At 62.3% G+C, this 18570-nt stretch carries 20 protein-coding genes; all 20 read right to left on the bottom strand.

Annotated features, from left to right (window positions below):
* Positions 1-5: 5 nt before the first annotated feature.
* Positions 6-938 carry a hypothetical protein gene (locus tag MPZ60_RS03790; protein ID WP_034357464.1) on the bottom strand — a complete coding sequence of 311 codons (933 nt, stop codon included), beginning with the start codon at positions 936-938 and terminating at the stop codon, positions 6-8.
* A gap of 98 nt (positions 939-1036) precedes the next feature.
* Positions 1037-2353 (bottom strand): histidinol dehydrogenase, encoded by a 1317-nt coding sequence (gene hisD, locus MPZ60_RS03785; protein ID WP_034357462.1) that lies wholly within the window; start codon positions 2351-2353, stop codon positions 1037-1039.
* Between the two features lie 21 nt (positions 2354-2374).
* Positions 2375-3037, bottom strand: coding sequence for an ATP phosphoribosyltransferase (gene hisG, locus MPZ60_RS03780; protein WP_003062096.1), 663 nt, complete (start codon positions 3035-3037; stop codon positions 2375-2377).
* Positions 3034-4305 carry a UDP-N-acetylglucosamine 1-carboxyvinyltransferase gene (gene murA, locus MPZ60_RS03775; protein WP_034357460.1) on the bottom strand — a complete coding sequence of 424 codons (1272 nt, stop codon included), beginning with the start codon at positions 4303-4305 and terminating at the stop codon, positions 3034-3036. The genes hisG and murA overlap by 4 nt, the downstream gene beginning before the upstream one ends.
* A gap of 92 nt (positions 4306-4397) precedes the next feature.
* Positions 4398-4640: a BolA family protein gene (locus MPZ60_RS03770; RefSeq protein ID WP_003062090.1), complete on the bottom strand. Its 243-nt coding sequence runs from the start codon at positions 4638-4640 to the stop codon at positions 4398-4400.
* A 72-nt stretch (positions 4641-4712) separates the two neighbouring features.
* Positions 4713-5468 (bottom strand): ABC transporter permease, encoded by a 756-nt coding sequence (locus tag MPZ60_RS03765; protein ID WP_003058656.1) that lies wholly within the window; start codon positions 5466-5468, stop codon positions 4713-4715.
* Entirely contained in the window at positions 5465-6400 is a 936-nt protein-coding gene (locus tag MPZ60_RS03760; RefSeq protein ID WP_034357700.1) for an ABC transporter ATP-binding protein, read from the bottom strand. Before MPZ60_RS03760 ends, MPZ60_RS03765 begins: the two co-directional genes overlap by 4 nt.
* Before the next feature lie 74 nt (positions 6401-6474).
* Positions 6475-6801, bottom strand: a complete 327-nt coding sequence (locus MPZ60_RS03755; protein WP_034357458.1) for a lipid asymmetry maintenance protein MlaB — start codon at positions 6799-6801, stop codon at positions 6475-6477.
* 19 nt (positions 6802-6820) lie between these two features.
* On the bottom strand, positions 6821-7453 hold the full coding sequence (locus MPZ60_RS03750; protein WP_034357457.1) for a phospholipid-binding protein MlaC: 633 nt from the start codon (positions 7451-7453) through the stop codon (positions 6821-6823).
* Between the two features lie 80 nt (positions 7454-7533).
* Positions 7534-8331 carry a VacJ family lipoprotein gene (locus MPZ60_RS03745; RefSeq protein WP_034357456.1) on the bottom strand — a complete coding sequence of 266 codons (798 nt, stop codon included), beginning with the start codon at positions 8329-8331 and terminating at the stop codon, positions 7534-7536.
* Positions 8328-8828 carry an outer membrane lipid asymmetry maintenance protein MlaD gene (mlaD, locus tag MPZ60_RS03740; RefSeq protein WP_034357454.1) on the bottom strand — a complete coding sequence of 167 codons (501 nt, stop codon included), beginning with the start codon at positions 8826-8828 and terminating at the stop codon, positions 8328-8330. Before mlaD ends, MPZ60_RS03745 begins: the two co-directional genes overlap by 4 nt.
* 29 nt (positions 8829-8857) lie before the next feature.
* Positions 8858-9634, bottom strand: a complete 777-nt coding sequence (mlaE, locus tag MPZ60_RS03735; RefSeq protein ID WP_003062071.1) for a lipid asymmetry maintenance ABC transporter permease subunit MlaE — start codon at positions 9632-9634, stop codon at positions 8858-8860.
* A complete protein-coding gene (locus MPZ60_RS03730) occupies positions 9631-10443 on the bottom strand; it encodes an ABC transporter ATP-binding protein (RefSeq protein ID WP_034357452.1) in 813 nt (270 codons plus the stop codon). Before MPZ60_RS03730 ends, mlaE begins: the two co-directional genes overlap by 4 nt.
* Positions 10444-10664: 221 nt before the next feature.
* Complete coding sequence (locus MPZ60_RS03725) at positions 10665-11441, bottom strand: amino acid ABC transporter ATP-binding protein (protein WP_003062063.1); 777 nt, start codon at positions 11439-11441, stop codon at positions 10665-10667.
* A complete protein-coding gene (locus tag MPZ60_RS03720) occupies positions 11422-12075 on the bottom strand; it encodes an amino acid ABC transporter permease (protein ID WP_003058677.1) in 654 nt (217 codons plus the stop codon). The genes MPZ60_RS03725 and MPZ60_RS03720 overlap by 20 nt, the downstream gene beginning before the upstream one ends.
* Positions 12076-12218: 143 nt before the next feature.
* Positions 12219-13028, bottom strand: a complete 810-nt coding sequence (locus MPZ60_RS03715) for an amino acid ABC transporter substrate-binding protein (protein WP_034357450.1) — start codon at positions 13026-13028, stop codon at positions 12219-12221.
* Between the two features lie 242 nt (positions 13029-13270).
* A complete protein-coding gene (gene pelG / locus MPZ60_RS03710; RefSeq protein WP_034357448.1) occupies positions 13271-14644 on the bottom strand; it encodes an exopolysaccharide Pel transporter PelG in 1374 nt (457 codons plus the stop codon).
* Entirely contained in the window at positions 14644-16191 is a 1548-nt protein-coding gene (gene pelF, locus MPZ60_RS03705) for a GT4 family glycosyltransferase PelF (protein ID WP_034357446.1), read from the bottom strand. Before pelF ends, pelG begins: the two co-directional genes overlap by 1 nt.
* A complete protein-coding gene (locus MPZ60_RS03700) occupies positions 16188-17207 on the bottom strand; it encodes a membrane protein (RefSeq protein ID WP_034357445.1) in 1020 nt (339 codons plus the stop codon). The genes pelF and MPZ60_RS03700 overlap by 4 nt, the downstream gene beginning before the upstream one ends.
* Positions 17200-18567, bottom strand: coding sequence for a PelD GGDEF domain-containing protein (locus MPZ60_RS03695; protein ID WP_034357443.1), 1368 nt, complete (start codon positions 18565-18567; stop codon positions 17200-17202). Before MPZ60_RS03695 ends, MPZ60_RS03700 begins: the two co-directional genes overlap by 8 nt.
* Positions 18568-18570 lie beyond the last annotated feature (3 nt).

Genomic DNA, 18570 nt, shown 5'->3' with positions numbered 1-18570 from the left:
AGCCCTCAGCGCCGGTACTGCGGCGGCGGGGCATATCTGCCGTCGGCGGGAAAAGCCGCAGGCTCGGCCGCGCCGCGGGGCTCTGGCGCAGGCCGAGCGGCATCGCGCCCCTGCAGGCGGACTTCGAACAGGGCCGCTCCGATCACGCCCACGTTGAGCGCGTCGCCAGCCGGGGTATTGCCGGCATAGGCGCGCTCCTTGCTGGCAAAACGAAAGGCCGCCACTTCACGCTGGCTCTTGCGAAAACCCTCGATGCGCAGGGTCTCGCCGGGGCGCAGCAGATAGCCGGCATTGCGCACGCTGCCGGCCTGGCCGGTGAGCACATCCAGGCCGTCCACCGTGACCACGACCTCATAGTGACGCTGGCTGCGGTTGCTGTAGACCAGCTCGTAGCGCTCGCCATGACGGCCGGCCAACTGATAGTCCCGAGCTCCGCGCATGGTGTAGATGGGCAGCGGCCGGCCCTGCCCGTCCTGCACAACCCACTCCACATCGCCGTCGGCCAGTTGCACGCTGAGCTGCTGATCAATGCTGCGCCCAAGGGCGCGGCGGATGCTGGCCTCATCGGAGTAGCGCAGCTGTGCCACGGTGCGCGGGCGTTCGGGATCCAGGCGCGCGGCTTCCACGGTCCGGGTGACCGACTCTCGCCCTTCCCCCCATTGCGTGCCCAGTGTGGACTCGACCCTGGGCGTGCGCGGCGCTGCCGATGCGCTCTCAGCGACCTGCAAGGCATCCTGCGCCGAAGGCGGTGCACCGCACGCGGCCAGCCCCGCGATCAGCAGCAATCCGCCCAGCAGCCGCCAGCCGCGTTGCTGCCAGGAACTCATGACCTGATTCATCTTCACGCTCCCTTGTTGTGATTGGCTATTAAATGCTGCGCTGCCACGCAGCCCGCCGAGTGTCACAGCAAATCCGAACATTCCCGCACCATGAAACATCTGGAGATGATTTGCCCCGAAACGGGGGGCATGCCGACCTGCCCGTAAATGAAAAAAGCCGTGGACGGGCCACAGCTGATGGGCAAGCACCGGCGGATTTACTTCAGGCGCATTTCGGCAGCCCTGGCATGACCCTGCAGGCCTTCGCCATAGGCCAGCACGGCGGCGGTCTTGCCCAGGATCTGGGCACCGGACTCGCTGACTTCGATGATGGAGCTGCGCTTCTGGAAGTCGTACACCCCCAGCGGCGAGGAAAAGCGCGCCGTGCCGCTGGTGGGCAACACGTGATTCGGGCCGGCGCAGTAGTCGCCCAGGCTCTCGGAGGTGTAGGCGCCCAGGAAGATGGCGCCGGCGTGCCTGAGCAGAGGCTCCCAGCGGTGCGGGTCGCGGCTGGAGACTTCCAGGTGCTCGGGCGCGATGCGATTGCTGATCGCGCAAGCCTCTTCCATGTCCTTGGTCAGAATCAGCGCACCGCGATCGCTCAGGCTCTTGGCGATGATGGCCTTGCGCGGCATCTCGGGCAGCAGGCGGTCGATCGCGGCCTGGACGGCATCGATATAGGCCGCATCGGGACACAGCAGGATGGACTGTGCCAGCTCGTCATGCTCGGCCTGGCTGAACAGATCCATGGCCACCCAGTCGGGTGGTGTCGTGCCGTCGGCCAGCACCAGGATTTCAGAAGGACCGGCAATCATGTCGATGCCCACGATGCCGAACACGCGCTTCTTGGCGCTGGCCACATAGGCATTGCCTGGGCCGGTGATCTTGTCCACCTTGGGCACGGTGGCCGTGCCGTAGGCCAGGGCTGCCACGGCCTGGGCGCCACCGATGGTGAAGGCGCGGTGCACGCCAGCCACATAGGCAGCAGCCAGCACCAGCGGGTTCTTCTGACCCTGGGGCGTGGGCACGACCATGATGATGTCCTGCACACCGGCTACATGGGCGGGAATGGCGTTCATCAGCACGCTGGACGGATAGGCGGCCTTGCCGCCCGGCACGTAGATGCCCACGCGGTCCAGCGGCGTGACCTTTTGGCCCAACAGCGTGCCGTCTTCGTCGCGGTAGCTCCAGCTCTCACCATTGGCCTTTTTCTGCGCCTCGTGATAGCTGCGCACGCGGCGCGCCGCCGACTCCAGCGCTTCGCGCTCGGCTGCCGGCAAGCTCTCGAAGGCGGCTTTCAGCTCCTGCTTGGTCAGCTCCAGCGCAGCCATGGAATCGGCCTGCAGGCCGTCAAAGCGTGCCGTGTATTCAAGCACGGCGGCGTCGCCGCGCTGCTGTACATCGGCCAGGATGTCGGCCACCCGCTGCTCGATGGCTGCATCCGTGTCCGCCGACCAATGCAGACGCTGCGCAAAATCATGCTCGAACTGGGCATCAGCGGTTGACAGACGGGCGGGGGCAGCTACGAATTCCATAGTATTTACCAGTAGGAAAAATCAGTTGTTCTTGGCGGCAACGGCCTGCGCAAACGCATCGATGATGTGGCGCAGCGGAGCCTGCTTGAGCTTGAGCGAAGCCTGGTTGACGACCAGACGCGAGCTGATGTCCATGATGGGCTCTACCTCGACCAGATCGTTGGCCTTGAGCGTGTTGCCGGTGGACACCAGATCGACGATGGCATCGGCCATGCCGGTCAGCGGCGCCAGCTCCATGGAGCCGTAGAGCTTGACCATGTCCACGTGCACGCCCTTCTTGGCAAAGAAGTTGCGGGCAATCTCGGGGTACTTGGTTGCGATGCGCAGACGCGCGCCCTGCTTGACGGCCAGCTGATAGTCGAAGCCGTTGCGCACGGCCACGCTGACACGACACTTGGCAATCTGCAGGTCCAGCGGCTGGTACAGGCCCTGGCCGCCATGCTCGATCAGCGAGTCCAGGCCCGATACGCCCAGGTCTGCGCCGCCATATTGCACATAGACGGGCACGTCCGAAGCACGCACCAGCACCACGCGCACATCGGGACGGTTGGTGTCGAAAATCAGCTTGCGCGACTTTTCCACATCCTCGGTCACCGCTATGCCAGCGGCGGCCAGCAGGGGCACGGTTTCTTCAAAAATGCGGCCCTTGGACAGGGCTATGGTCACAGGCGTTGCGGTGCTCATGCGGAAATTCTCTCGATATCGGCGCCCAGGGCGCGCAGCTTGTCTTCCATGCGGTCGTAGCCACGATCCAGGTGGTAGATGCGATCGACGATGGTCTCGCCCTCGGCCACCAGACCGGCAATCACCAGGCTGGCCGAAGCGCGCAGGTCGGTCGCCATCACGGTGGCACCGGACAGGCGCTTGCCGCCTTCGATGGTCGCCACGCGGCCGTCGGTGGTGATGCGCGCGCCCAGGCGCACCATCTCGTTGACATGCATGAAGCGGTTCTCGAAGATGGTCTCGGTCACCATGCTGGTGCCTTCGGCCACCAGGTTCAGCGCCATGAACTGGGCCTGCATATCGGTGGGAAAGCCCGGATATTCGGTGGTGCGAAAGCCCTGGGCCTTGAGCTTGCCGGAGGACGCCACCTTCAGGCCGCCATCCACGCACTCCACGCTCACGCCCGCATCCTTGAGCTTGTCGATCACCGCGCCCAGATGGTCGGCACGCGCGTGGTGCAGCAAGGCTTCACCGCTGGTAGCCGCCACGGCGCAGAGGAAGGTGCCGGCCTCGATACGGTCGGCCACCACCTGATGCTCGCAGCCATGCAGCTTGTCCACGCCCTGAATCACGATGTGGCTGGTGCCGTGACCGGTGATCCTGGCCCCCATCTTGATCAGCATCTCGGCCAGGTCGGTGATTTCGGGCTCCATGGCGGCGTTTTCCAGCACCGTCTCGCCTTCGGCCAGCGCAGCGGCCATCAGGAAGTTCTCGGTGCCGGTCACGGTCACCATGTCGGTGGTGATGCGTGCGCCCTTCAGACGCTTCCAGCCTTCGGGCAGGCTGGCATGCATATAGCCGTTTTCCACGGTGATGATGGCACCCATGGCCTGCAGGCCCTTGATGTGCTGATCCACGGGGCGCGAGCCGATCGCGCAGCCGCCGGGCAGCGACACCTTGGCGTGGCCGAAGCGGGCCAGCAGCGGACCCAGGGCCAGCACCGAGGCGCGCATGGTCTTGACCAGCTCGTAAGGCGCTTCGGGCACCAGGCTGTCGGGTGCCACAAAGCTCATGCCGCCACGTTCGCCATGGGTTTCGGTCTGCACACCCATGTTGGCCAGCAGCTTGCGCATGGTGGCCACATCGTGCAGACGCGGCACATTGTGCAGATGCACGGGCTCGGCCGTGAGCAGTGCGGCACACATTTCAGGCAGAGCGGCGTTTTTGGCACCGGAAATGATTACTTCGCCCTTGAGGGGACGACCACCGTGGATCTTGAGTTTGTCCATGGCTTCAAGCCTTGAATGTTTATATGTAAAAAATGCACTCAGCGCTTATGTAGCAAGTGCTGACGGCTATCAATCTTGCGTCTCGACTCGCATCAAGCCTGGGCAGCAGCCCATTCTGCCGGGGTGTAGGTCTTCATGGACAGGGCATGGACTTCATCGGTGGCCATGCGGTTGCCCAGCGTGGCATAGACCAGGCGCTGGCGGCCCAGCAGACGCTGGCCTTCAAACTGTGCAGAAACAATGGTGGCAAACCAATGTCGGCCGTCACCTTCCAGCGCAATATGCTCGCAGGGCAGGCCGGCGGCGATCAGGTCTTTGAGTTGGTCTGCAGTCATGGGGAACCTTTAAGCGCAAAGCTGGCGAAACCGGTCATTGTCTCGCAAGCAGCCCCGCGTCAATTCTAAAAATCAGTTACGAATCTTGTAGCCGATACGCAGCAGGTGCACGGCCAGCGCGCTCACAGCCAGCCAGGCAGCGCCCACGATGGCGAAGCTGAGCCAGGGCGAGACATCGCTCTGGCCGAAGAAGCCATAGCGGAAGCCGTCGATCATGTAGAAGAACGGGTTGACATGGCTGACCGCCTGCCAGAAGCCGGGCAGCGAGTGCACGGAATAGAACACGCCGGACAGAAAGGTCAGAGGCATGATCAAAAAGTTCTGGAAAGCTGCCATCTGGTCGAACTTCTCGGCCCAGAGACCGGCGATCAGGCCCAGCGTGCCCATCAGGGCACAGCCCAGAAAGCCGAACACCAGAATCCACAGCGGCGCGGCAAAATCGGGCACGGCAAAGAACAAGGTGACCACAAACACGCCCAAACCGACCAGCAGGCCGCGCAGAATGGCCGCTCCCACATAGGCGCTGAACCAGGCCCAGTGCGACAGCGGCGTGAGCAGCACGAACACCAGCGAGCCCATGATCTTGCTCTGCACCAGGCTGGACGAGCTGTTGGCAAACGCGTTCTGCAGCATGCTCATCATCACCAGGCCGGGAATCAGAAACGCGGTGTAGGGGATGCGGTCGTAGACCATGACCCGGCCTTCGAGCACATGGCCGAAAACCAGCAGATACAGCACGGCCGTGAGCACCGGTGCGGCCACGGTCTGAAAGCTCACCTTCCAGAAGCGCAGCACTTCCTTTTTGAGCAGGGTCTGCCAGCCGTTCATTGGACACCTCCTGCAGGAGCCTGTGTCCTGGAGCCTTCATTCATGATGTGGATGAACACATCTTCCAGATCCGCGCGGCGGATTTCCACATCCTCGGGGGTCACACCCGCCTCGCGCAAGGCGGCCAGCAGTTGCTCCACATCGACTGCATGGGCGGCGGGAATCTGCACGATTCGACCGGTAACACGTGCTCTGGCGGCCACGGCCTTGGGCAGGGCGCTATCGGTCTTGAACTGCAACACATTGCTGGAAGCCGACTTGAGCAGCTCGCTCATGGGCGAGAGCTTGATGATCTCGCCGCGCTTGAGCATGGCCACGCGGCTGCACAACGCCTCGGCTTCTTCGAGATAGTGAGTGGTCAGCAGAACCGTGTGGCCCTGCTTGTTGAGTTTGGCAATGAAATGCCACAGCGTCTGGCGCAGCTCCACGTCGACGCCGGCCGTGGGCTCGTCCAGCACGATGATGGGCGGCTTGTGCACCAGGGCCTGAGCCACCAGCACGCGGCGCTTCATGCCGCCCGAGAGCTGGCGCATATTGTTGTGGGCCTTGTCCGTCAGGCCCAGGCTGTCGAGCAGCTCGTCGATCCAGTCGTCGTTGTTCTTGACGCCGAAATATCCGGACTGGAACTTCAAGGCCTCGCGCACATTGAAGAAGGGGTCGAACACCAGCTCCTGCGGCACGATGCCCAGCTTGCGGCGTGCATCGGCGTAGTTCGCCTGCACATCGCTGCCCTGCACCAGCACGCGCCCGCCCGTGGCTTGAGCCAGTCCGGCGAGGATGCTGATCATCGTGGTCTTGCCGGCGCCGTTGGGGCCGAGCAGACCGAAGAATTCACCTTCCTCGATATCCAGGCTCACCGATTTGAGGGCCTGAAAATCCCCTTTGGGGGTACGGTAGGTCTTGGAGACGGATTGGAATGAGACTGCGGACATGGAGCCCATGATTCTAGGGCTTGCCCACAGCCTCTGCCTTGGCGGGGCTTAGCCGGACACAGTGATTCGTCAGCCTAGCCCTGCTGAGCGGTGGCGGCCGCATCGGGCACGGGAGCGGGCATCAGCAAGCCGTCCACGCCATACAGCGCGGCCATGGACTGCAGGCCCTTGGGCAGACCCTCGACGACGAGCTGCTTGCCCGCCTCCTGGGCAGCACGCCGGCAGGCCAGCAGCACGGCCAGAGCCGCCGAGTCAAACACCTTGACGGCACTGGCATCCAGCACCACCTGTGCATCCGCATGGCCCGTGACCAGCGGGCGCAGGCGCAGCAGACAGTCGCGCCCCTGACGATAGGTCAGTTCCTTGGGCAGTTGCAGAGGGTTGCTAGCTGAGCGAGCCATGACGTCTGAAGCGCTTTGCTTACTTGTTCGCCGTGGCCGGCATGGAGCTGCGCGAGGCCAGGGTCTTGATCAGGCCGTCAATGCCGTTGGCATTGATTTCCTGCGCAAACTGGTTGCGATAGGTTTCCACCAGCCACACACCGAGCACGTTGAAGTTGTAGAGCTTCCAGCCCGTGGCCTGTTTTTCCAGACGGAAATCCAGTTGCACGGGGTCGCCACGGCCGTTGACCTGGGTACGCACCAGCACGTCGGTGTCGCCGGCTGCCATGCGCACAGGCTTGACGGTAATGGTCTGATCGCCGACCTGGGACAGGGCCCCCGCATAGGTGCGAATCAGCAGGGCCTTGAACTCATCCTGCAGTTTCTGGCGCTGCTCGGGCGTGGCCTGACGCCAGGCCGGACCGACAGCGGCCGATGTCATGCGGCGAAAGTCCACATAGGGCATGACCTTGTCGTTGACCAGTGCATTGATCTTGCTGGAATCGCCGTTGCGCAGCGAGGCATCCTTCTTGATGGTCTCCAGCACATCGGCAGAGACGCGCTTGACCAGTGCATCGGGAGCTTCCTCAGCAGCCTGGGCTGCGGGTAGCCCCAAATTCAGAGCGAGCACAGCACCTGCTGCCATTCCCCACATGCGACGAGTAATCTTCATTGCGTTTTTTCTCCTAGGCCCGCAAGTGTCACCGCACTCGCGCAGCCTGTGCATCATGTTTGTAACCAAGCTCTACCGGCTCACTGGCCTTCCGGGGGCAGCTTGCCGGCGTTGTCGTCATCATAGTTTTCGAGGCGACCATCGCCGCCGGACGCCGCGCCGCCAATGCGTGAGCGCAGATAGACATCGCGCACCAGGCTGTATTTGTCGAGCGCAACGGAGTCCAGCACATCGCCGGCCTTGAGCAGATTGGCACGGTTGTTGACCATGCGCAGACCGAACAGGCTGTTGCGCCAGCGCACGTCATCCATGGAGTTGGCAGGATAGCCGAAGGCGTCGACCACCAGGCCGGCCGAATCTCGCACCGTGGACGGCCCCCAGAAAGGCAGCACCAGATACGGCCCCGTGGGCATGCCCCAGCGACCCAGAGTCTGGCCGAAGTCCTGCTTATGGCGCTCGATGCCAGCCTCGCTGGCGATGTCGAACAGACCACCTATGCCCAGCACCGTGTTCACGCTGAAGCGCACCATGGAGTTGTAAGCCCCCTGACCCTGACCCTGCAACACATTGTTGACGAAGGACCAAGCATCGCCGAGGTTGTCGAAGAAGTTGGTCACGCCCTGACGCGCCACACGCGGCGTCACGGTCTGATAGGCCGTGGCCACGGGCTTGAAGACCGCCTCGTCCACGCCTTCATTGAAGGAATAGATGCTGCGGTTCATGGACTCCAGCGGATCGGCAGGGTTGGCAGGGCCCGTGGTGGTGGCGCAGCCGGACAGCAGTGCGGCTACGGAAACGCTGGCTGCCAGCGCAACGCGCCTGAGCGCCTGGTTCTCGTCTGACGTCAATTTCGTCTGTGGGCTTGTTGTAGTCATCATTCTTTCGCTCCCCCGTTGCCTGCGGCAGCGCCGGAATCACCACCCTGCTCCGCCTTGCTGTAGAGAAACTGACCGATCAGATTCTCGAGCACCACGGCAGACTGGGTGGCCGTCACACGGTCGCCTGCCTTGAGGTTCTCTTCGCTGGCGCCCGCTTCAATACCAATGTACTGATCACCCAGCAGGCCGCTTGTCAGAATTTTCAGCGAGCTGTCCTTGGGAAAGGCGTAACGGGTTTCCATGCTCATGGCCACGTCGGCCTGGAAGGTCTGGTCGTTGAAGGTAATGGATTCGATACGGCCCACGACCACGCCGGCGCTCTTGACCGCCGCCTTGGGCTTGAGTCCGCCGATATTGTCAAAACGCGCCGTGATCGCATAGGTCTTCTGGAAATTCAGACTCAGCAGATTGGCCGACTGCAAGGCCAGGAACACCAGGGCCAGAGCACCGATCAGCACAAACAGGCCGACCCAGACATCACTTTTCTTTTGCTGCATGATTTTTTACCTCTATCTGCTGAGCAGCCTCAAATGCTGAACATGGTTGCGGTGAGCAGGAAGTCCAGGCCCAGAACCGCTAGCGAGGCCACGACCACGGTACGGGTGGTGGCACGGGAAACTCCTTCAGGCGTGGGCTTGGCCGCATAGCCTTCGAGCAGGGCCACAAAGGTCACGGCCAGGCCGAAGACAAAGCTCTTGAGCACGCCATTGCCCAGATCGCTCCACCAGTCCACGCCCTGCTGCATCTGGCCCCAGAAAGCACCGCTGTCGACGCCGATCATCACCACGCCCACCAGCCAGCCACCCAGCACACCCACGGCGCTGAAGACCGCAGCCAACAAAGGCATGGTGATCAGCCCGGCCCAGAAGCGCGGCGCCAGAATGCGTTTGACGGGGTCCACCGCCATCATTTCCATGGCTGACAGCTGTTCACCGGCTTTCATCAGGCCGATTTCGGCCGTCAAGGCCGTGCCGGCACGGCCCGCGAACAGCAGGGCCGTGACCACAGGCCCCAGCTCGCGCAGCAGGCTCAGGGCCACCATCATGCCCAGCGCCTCGGCCGAGCCATAGCGCTGCAGGATGTAATAGCCCTGCAGACCCAGCACAAAGCCCACGAACAGACCGGAGACGCCGATGATGGCCAGCGAATAATTGCCCAGAAAGTGAATCTGGTCGCCGATCAGGCGCGGGCGCCTGAGCGCCGGCCCCATCAAACCCAGCAGGCGCCACAGCAGGCGTGCGCCAATCCCCATGTTGACCAGCTGGCAGCGCACTGCCAGGCCAATGCGTGCGAGAAAGTTCATGCACGCCTCCTGCTGCCAAAGTCCTCGTCGGCGCTGACGCCCGGATAGTGAAACGGCACAGGCCCCGTGGGTCTGGCATGGATGAATTGCTGCACCAGCGGGTCGGTGCTGGCGCGCACCTCTTCGGGTGTGCCCTGGGCAGCAACGCTTCCGGCTCCCAGAATCACCACATGGTCGGCCACGCGGAAAGTTTCTTCCAGATCGTGGGATACCAGAATCGAAGTCAGGCCCATGGCATCGTTGAGCTGGCGGATCAGCTGTGCCGAGGTACCCAGCGAAATGGGGTCCAGGCCCGCGAAAGGCTCGTCATACATGATGAGTTCGGGGTCCAGCGCAATCGCGCGGGCCAGTGCCACGCGGCGGGCCATGCCGCCCGAGACCTGGGAAGGCATCAGATCGCGCGCACCGCGCAGGCCCACGGCATGCAGCTTCATGAGCACGATGTCGCGAATCAGCTCTTCGGGCAGATCGGTGTGCTCGCGCAGCGGAAAGGCCACGTTGTCGAACACGCTCATGTCGGTGAACAGTGCACCGAACTGAAACAGCATGCCCATGCGGCGACGCGCGGCGTAGAGCTGCTGCGCATTCATGATGGTCACATCCTGGCCGTCAAACAGCACCTGCCCCTGCTGGGCATGGTTCTGCCCGCCGATCAGACGCAACACAGTGGTCTTGCCGCCGCCCGATGCGCCCATCAGCGCCGTGACCTTGCCGCGCGGCACTTGCAGGGACAGATCGCGCAGGATGACGCGGTCACCATAGCCAAAGGTGACATTGCGCAGTTCCACAAAGGGTGCGTTGGGTGACATGCGTGAATAGCCGCTCAAGAGAAAGCAAACTGGTATTGTGCCGACAAGCTCGGCAAAAAGCTCGGGTTAGCCCCAAGTAAACATACATTCGTGAATGTTTCTTCAAGGCATGGCTTGGATCGCAGAGTCATCACTCCTGTTTCAGGAGCATTCAGCGCTTGTTGTGCATGCGCAAACTGCCTTTTTTGCGATATGAAATCGCATCAACAGCTGCGACTTATTTACAACATATTCTGCAGAAACGCCTTGGTGCGCTCGTGCTGAGGCGCCACAAAGAATGCTTCGGACGGGCCTTGCTCGACGATGTAGCCGCCGTCCATGAAGATGACGCGGTTGGCCACCTCTCGCGCAAAACCCATCTCGTGGGTCACGACCAGCATGGTCATGTGCTCCTCGGCCAGCTCGCGCATGGTGCGCAGCACCTCGCCGGTCAGCTCGGGGTCCAGCGCCGAGGTGGGCTCGTCGAACAGCAGAATGTCGGGTTCCATGGCCAGCGCACGGGCAATCGCCACGCGCTGCTTCTGACCGCCTGAGAGATGATTGGGATAGGCATCGCGCTTGGCGGCCAGCCCCACCTTGGCAAGCAGGGCCTCTGCCTTGGGAATGATGTCTTCGCGCTTCATGCCCTTGACGATGACGGGCGCCTCGATGATGTTTTCCAGCACCGTGAGGTGGGGAAACAGATTGAAGGACTGAAACACCATGCCCATCTTGCGGCCGATCTTGCGGATTTCGGCATCGCTCACGTACTGAGCCCTGGCCTCACCCTCGGAGCGTGCCAACACCTCGCCTTCGATGCTGATGGTGCCGCGGTCAATCGTCTCCAGGTGGTTGAGGCAGCGCAAAAAGGTGCTCTTGCCCGAGCCGGACGGGCCGATCACGGCCACCACCTCGCCGCGCAGCAGCTCCAGAGAGACACCGCGCAGCACTTCGTTGCTGCCAAAGGCCTTGTGGATGCCCTGGGCGGAAATCATCACGTCAGGCGTCGTACTTGGCATATTTTTTCTCAAGATATTGGAAGCCCCAGGTCAGCACCAGGGTCATGATGAGATAGAAGGCCGCAGCCACGATGAAGGGCGTGAAGCTGAAGTCGCGCTGCACCACGCCGCGCGCCACGCGCAGCAGATCGTTGAGTGCCAGCACATAGATCAGCGAGGTGTCCTTGACCAGGGTGATGGTCTCGTTGCTGACGGGCGGCAGGATGCGGGCCCACATCTGGGGCAGCACGATGCGGCGCATGGTCTGGGCATAAGTCATGCCCAGCACCTTGGCTCCCTCGTACTGGCCGCGATCCACGGACTTGATGCCGGCGCGGAAGATCTCCGCGAAGTAGGCCGCATAGTTCAGCGCAAACGCCACCACGGCGGCGGGAAAGTCGGGCAGGCGCACACCGATGTAGGGCACAAAGGGCAGCGCAAAGTACACGAACAGCAGCTGCAGCATCAGCGGCGTGCCGCGCATCAGCCAGATATAGGCGCCCACGGCGCTGCTCAGCGGCTTGATGCTGGAGATGCGCATCAGCGCCAGCGCCAGGCCCATGGGAATGGACAGCGCCAGCGTGATGAAGAACAGCTTGAGTGTGACAAGGGCACCAGCCGACATGGGCCCCAGGAGCGAGATTACATAGTCCATCAAATGGCCTTCAGTGTGGCGCTGCAGCTATCGAAAGCCCGCCACAGGCACGGGCGTGCGCAGGAGGAAGTGTTTGCACGCATTGTCGTCGCAAAAAAAACCGGCAATGCCAGGCATTGCCGGTGCAGTCCGTCAAAAAGGGATTAGTGCTTGATGACGTCGGCGCCGAACCACTTCTGGGCGATTTCAGCAGCCTTGCCGTCCTTCTTCATTTCGGTCAGCACATCGTTGACCTTGTTGCGAGTGGCTTCGTCGTCCTTGCGGAAGCCCACGCCGTAGTCTTCGGTACCGAAGTCCTCGGCCAGCACCACGTAGTTGTCGGGCTTCTTGTTGACGTAGTAGCGACCCACCACCTCATCCACCACCACCACATCCAGACGGCCTGCTTCCAGGTCCATCATGGCAGCGATGTTGTCGCCGAAGAGCTTTGTTTCCTTGAACTTGTCCGACAGTTCCTTGTCCTTGGTCAGGGCAGTCACGGCGCTGGAGCCTTCCTGGGCACCCACGATCTTGCCGACCATGTCAGCCTTGCCCTTGATGGGAGAGCCGGCCTTCACGATGATGATCTGCTTGTTCACCATGTAGGGGTCGGAGAACAGGATCTTTTCCTTGCGCTCTTCCAGAATGGTCAGGCCGTTCCACAGAGCGTCCACACGCTTGCCCAGCAGCTCGGCTTCCTTGGCGTTCCAGTCGATGGGCTTGAACTCCACTTCGATATTGGCGCGCTTGGCGACTTCACGAGCCATGTCGATGTCGAAACCGACCAGTTCGTTCTTTTCGTCACGGAAACCCATGGGCGGGAAGTTGTCGTCCAGGCCCACCACCAGCTTGGCGGCAACTGCCGCAGGAGTGGGCGCAGGAGCTGCAGCGGTGTTGCTTGCGGACTCGTTCTTGCCGCAGGCAGCCAAAATTGCAGTCAGGGCCACCGAGGCCAGCAGGGTACGTTTTTTCATGGCGTCAAAATTTGAAGTGGAAAAAGCGGAGGCAGGGGCTTTGTCTCCCGTCCGGGGCCACCGCAGCCGTCCCGAAGCCGGGCTGCCGCCAGCGCCGAATCCGCTATTGTCGCGCAGACGGGACAGAACGTCACTCGCCGGTCGCAAAACCATGAACTTGTTCGGAACATGGATCGTGCCTTTCAGCCATTGCACCCGGGCGAACTCGGGGCTGCAGCTGCCGAGACCTGCAGCCGGCCCGGTTACTGCAGCATAAAAGTCTTGTATTCCAGCCGGTCCAATTCGCGCGTCAACAGAAACAGACCTGTACACAGGGTTGCCAGCATTGCCAGGCAGAAACCATAGCCGTAGAAAGCCGCCCCCAGCGCCAGCGAGATGCCGGTAAAGACGATGTTCAGCACCACCATCAGTGCACAGAGCAAAAGCACGATGCGCCGCTCGTCGAGATAGAAAAACACATTGAGCACAGCCATCACCCCCACCTGAAGACCGGCACCGACCACCTGCACATGCAGCAGCGGCAGGTATAACTGCGATATGCCTAGCAAATGCAGCACGGCCGGACCGGCGACAAAGGTCACGAGAACCGCCAGCGTCTGCACTTTGGCGATCTCGCCCAGGCCCGTCTGTATCGCATACACCATCTCGTTGCGCATGGACTGTATGTAGTTCAGGGAGCCGCCGCCGCGCACCGCATCGAAGAACTTGTCGTAGTACTCGACGAAATCGGTTTCTATGCGCACCAGGAACACTGCCATGCCAGGAATGATGGACAGATAGGACAGGAAAACTGGCAGGTCGTAGATCAGCGAGGCCCTGAGCCCGCCGATGATCTGCTGCGAGGTTGGCGGGAAATACCAGAACATGAACTTGTCGGCCCAGATACCCAGGTTGTATAGCAGGCCGACCGCAATCAGTACCGGAAAGATCAGCGAGCGCTGCATGAAATCGAAGCCGATCCAGCGCCTTTTGATAGGGAAAGCGCGCAGCACGATGGCCCACATGCCAGCCACCAGCACGATATTGCCGAACACGAAGCTGCTCAGCAGCCCTTCCAGTCCCCAGCGACGCAGAGGCAGCGACAGCAAGACAATAAGCGCATAGCTGACCCCGAACAGCGCGGAGATGGCCTTGTAATGCTTGAGGCCGGACAGCAGAACGGTCAGCATCCAGACCACGCACATCAGCGTGAAGCCGGCCAGCATCAGCATCCGGTACAGCAGGCTCTGGCCTGGCAGCACCACGAAAAGGGCCAGCGTCCCCAGGCCGCTGGCGGCTGCCACGATCAGCAACAGCAAGCCGTGCAGATTGGGCAATACGGTTTCATCCTGCTTGAGAAACAGCCGATCCGAAATAAAGCGCGTGAACATCAGCTGCGCCGCACCGGTCAGTATCAAGCTGCAGGCCACCAGATAGGTCACCGAGGTCTGAAACTGGGTCACCAGCAGCGGCGGCGCCACGACGCTGAGGCTGAACACCCCTACCAGCAAAATGCCGATGATGGAGAACACCCAGGGACCCGAGCCGATCACGCCCGCATAGGCATAGGCTTGGAGCAGGCTGGTCAGCGTGTTTTTGCGCAGCAGGTGGCGCAGTTCAAAGCCAATGCCGGCCATCAGTGATATTCCTTGGAATGTTGCATGGCCCGGTCATAGACCTGCCGGTAGCGGTCGAACAGCAACTGATCGGAGTAGTAGCGCTCAACGCGTGCAATCCCGGCAGCACTGGCTTCCTGCCAGGCCTCGGGCGATTTCAGCAACTCCAGCGCCGCATCGGCCAGATCCGCAGGGTTGGCGATACCGACCACGCGACCACAAGCGCCCAATGCACGGTCCTCGGGCTCCAGCCCTTCTATGAGCTGACGGCAGGAGCCCACATCGGTGCTGACCACGGGAACGCCTGCCGCCTGCGCCTCCAGCAGCACCAAAGGCAAGGCCTCGCTGATGGACGAGAGCACCACCAGCCCGACACGCGGCAACAACTCGTCGATCTTCTGCATGCCCAGAAAGTGCACCTGCGCCTGCAGGCCCAGACTGTCCACAAGATTGCGGCATTCCTCTACATAGGCCGGGTCCTCGGACATGGGGCCGGCGATCAGAGCCTGAGCCTCGGGCAGGTGATTGACCACGCGGCGCATGGCGCGGATGAAGGTCTTGATGTCCTTGATCGGCACCACGCGGCCTATGAGGCACAGCACGGGTGGTGTCACGGCAGGCCGCAGGGCACGCAGCGGCGCAAAGCGTTTCACGCTAATGCCATTGGGAATGTTGCTGGTGCGCGCTGGAACGGCGCCGTCGGCCACCTGACGCAGACGGTTGGCCTCGAACAACGCGATGATGGGATCGGCTGCCTCATAGCAAAAACGCCCCATCCACTCGAAGAACTGGATCCACATCTGACGGAAGAAGGAGACTTCCATGGGGTCGCGCTGGAAGACATTGCGGTTATCGCGTATCCACTGGCTCTGGAGCAGGTCGATCTGCCGCTCCTTGGTATAGATGCCATGTTCGGACAGCACCAGCGGCAGCCCGCGCAGATGGTGCAGCATGCCGCCCAGGAAGCCCGCATAACCTGTGGAGACCGTATGCAGCACATGTACCGGAATCAGCTCCCGGGCGATGCGCGCCAGCAGCCACAGCGGCTGCAGCATGATGCGCACCGTCCAGAAGAAATCGACAAAGGACGGATCGGTGCAATGGCGCCGGTAGCTGTCCTGTATCAGCTCCCACATATATTCACTGTGCAGAAAATCTTCCTGCGGCAAGCTGCCGCCCGGCAGCAGCTCCATGGCAACGGCGCGCATGGCGGCCAGCACCTCCGCCCTGCCTGCCGGGCTCTCATCCCGTCGCTCGAGTGCCTGCAGCAATTGCTGCAGCTTGGACATGACCTCGGGGTCGCCCCGGCGCGGTGTGGGCCGCAGTTTTCCCGACGCATGACCATAGAGGAAATGCTCCTCGAAATGCACCACATTGGGCGGCAGCTCATAGCGGAATTCGCCATAGTCCTCGCGCCGGCTGCCGATAAAGACGATGGCAAAGCTATGCTGCGGGTAGGCTTGAAGGATCTGGTGAACCCAGCTCGACACGCCGCCGCTGACATAGGGGAAAGTGCCCTCGAGCAGCAGGGCGATATCGGCCCGCGCAGCCTTGGGAAGAGAACTCATGAGGCACTCCAGTACTGGATGCAGGGGCGCAGACGGGGCATGACCTGCTGATCCTCAAGTCTGCGCATCAGCTCCTGCACCTTGGCGAACTGACGCTGCTTGAACAGCAGCTCGGCCTGATAGGGAATGACGCGTGGCGCCGGCAGACCCAGCTCCAGTGCCCTCTGATAGCAGGACTGGGCACCTTCGTCGTCGGCCAGCAGATGCAGCAATCGCCCCTTGCGCAGCTGCAGCAGGGCGGTATCCGGGTGCTGAGACAGCACCCGGTTGCAGTAATGCAACGACTGCTTGATGGCATGGTCACGTACATCACCCTGCGCCGAGCCCTGGTAAATCAGCTCCCAGTACAGATCAGAAAGCGCCCAGACTGCTCTCAGACCGCGGGGGCCGATTGTCTCTCCTTCGACCGTACGCGCGCGCTCCAGGGCCTGCAGCTCCTGGTGTATGGACTGGCTCAACTGGCGCTCCTGGGCATCCAGCATGCTGTAGGCCAGCAAACGCAGATCATCGCTGGAGTCGCTTAGCGCCATGCGCAGCATGGGCGAGGCAATACGCCCCGAGACATGACCCAGGGCAGCCAGGGAACGCATGCGCAAGGGCACGGGAACCGCCTGATTGGCCAGAAAAGACTGCAAGCCCGCCTGCCTCCGGCTGCCGCTCGCCTGCTGGTGCGGGTCGAACTCAGGCAGCGGCAGCGATGAAAATTCCCTGCGCGCCGTCAAGCCGCGCCGTCGGAGTAACGCCACAGTCGCAATCACCGAACCGACAAAGCCCACCACCGGCACGGCATAGGAGAGCAAGGCCATCAGCGCGACCAGCGGCAGACGCTGGCGCCTGGCACCTGCCGCCAGCATCAGGAACGGAGACAGGCACAGCGCCAGCAGCACGCTGGCCAGCGCATGCGCTGCCAGATAGCTGAGCAATGCCGCATCGGAGTGGTTGTGCAGCAGCCACAGGCTGCTCCAGGAGGCAATCTCCGCCAGCACAGCGGACAGTGCCAGCTTGACATTAATCATGGGCCATCCTGTCAATCTGCTCCAGCACGCTCAGGGCCGAGCAGCGATCCAGCAAGACAGTGCGGGGAAAAATACCGGCCGCTCCCAGGGAGTCCATGCCGCGCTGACCCAGCCAGCCTTCGATACGATTCAGATAGCCCTCGGCCGTGACCCCGGTGCCAAGCGGCATGAGGATGGCCAGCCACTGCCTGTTCCGACCTTCGATCAGCCAGGAGCGATCCAGCATGCGCTCCAGGCGCATCAGCTGCTGAGCCATCTGGCTTTGCACCGCCTGCGGTGAAAGCTCTAGCGCCACGACCACGCTGCACAGGCCGGCGCTGCGGTTCACATGCTCCATGCGCTGCAGCTCGGACGCGAACGGCCGCGGGCACAGGGGATAGGCCTGCAGCAGCGGCTGGGCCAGACGATTGGCAGCCACGCTGTCCGTGTAATAGCCGAGCAGCAGATTGATGGTCTGCAGCGTCTCTTCCTGCAGAGCAAAAAAGGGCATTTCTTCCACCAGCAGCAGACCATAGATCTCCCCCCCCAGATCCAGCATCGGAGCCACGACCAGATAGCGGGTCTGTTGAGCATCCCTCAGGCCCTGGGAGACATGGGTCAGCATGCGGGCTTCCAGCGCCTGGCGCAGCAGCGGATCCTCGGGCCGGACCTCATGGGCACCGCCCAGCTGGGCAATCGGCTGGGGCTCGATCCTGTCGTCGCGCACAGCCACCAGGCAGGCCGCACTGATCTGGCAGAACTGTGCCAGCTGATTGAGCAGGCTTTGCGCATCGCCAGGAGCGCCGCTGAGCGCACTAAGCCCGCTGAGTGCATCGCGCATCGACACCGGGCGGCCGATCAGCTCCTGCTCCAGCTGGTCATGTGACAGACGCAGCAGATAGTGCTGACGTATGAGCTGTTCGGTGCGCTGATCCATATAGTGCTGCGCGGTACGCTCGCGCCGTATGCGGGCACGCCAGAGACTAGAAATCTCGCCCACGATCATCACCACCATCAAGCCACCCAGAAAGTACTGCTCGGGAAAGCGGCTCAAGTCCTCGCGGTTGAAACCCAGCCAGCCCAGCAACAGCACACCGGCCGCCGACAATCCCCCGATGGGCCCATAGCGCAAGGCCACGATCATGGGCGCAAGCCAGGACCAGGGAAACTCGGCACGCACCCAGAGCGGGTCGTTGCGGCTAAAAACATAACCTATCAGCAATGCCAGCAGTGGCAGCAGCAAGGTCTCGGCCGCCACCACTCCGGGGCGCTCGCTGGTTTGCACCAGCAACCCCAGTGGCGAGCTTCTGAATTCCGCAGCAATGCCCATGCGGCGCGCGGAATCGGGCGTGGCGGCAGGTGTCGTGGCGTGATCTTGCATGAC

Source organism: Comamonas sp. 7D-2 (genome assembly GCF_022749555.1).
Lineage (GTDB): Bacteria > Pseudomonadota > Gammaproteobacteria > Burkholderiales > Burkholderiaceae_C > Comamonas > Comamonas thiooxydans.
This window is presented reverse-complemented; position numbering and strand designations above follow the sequence as displayed.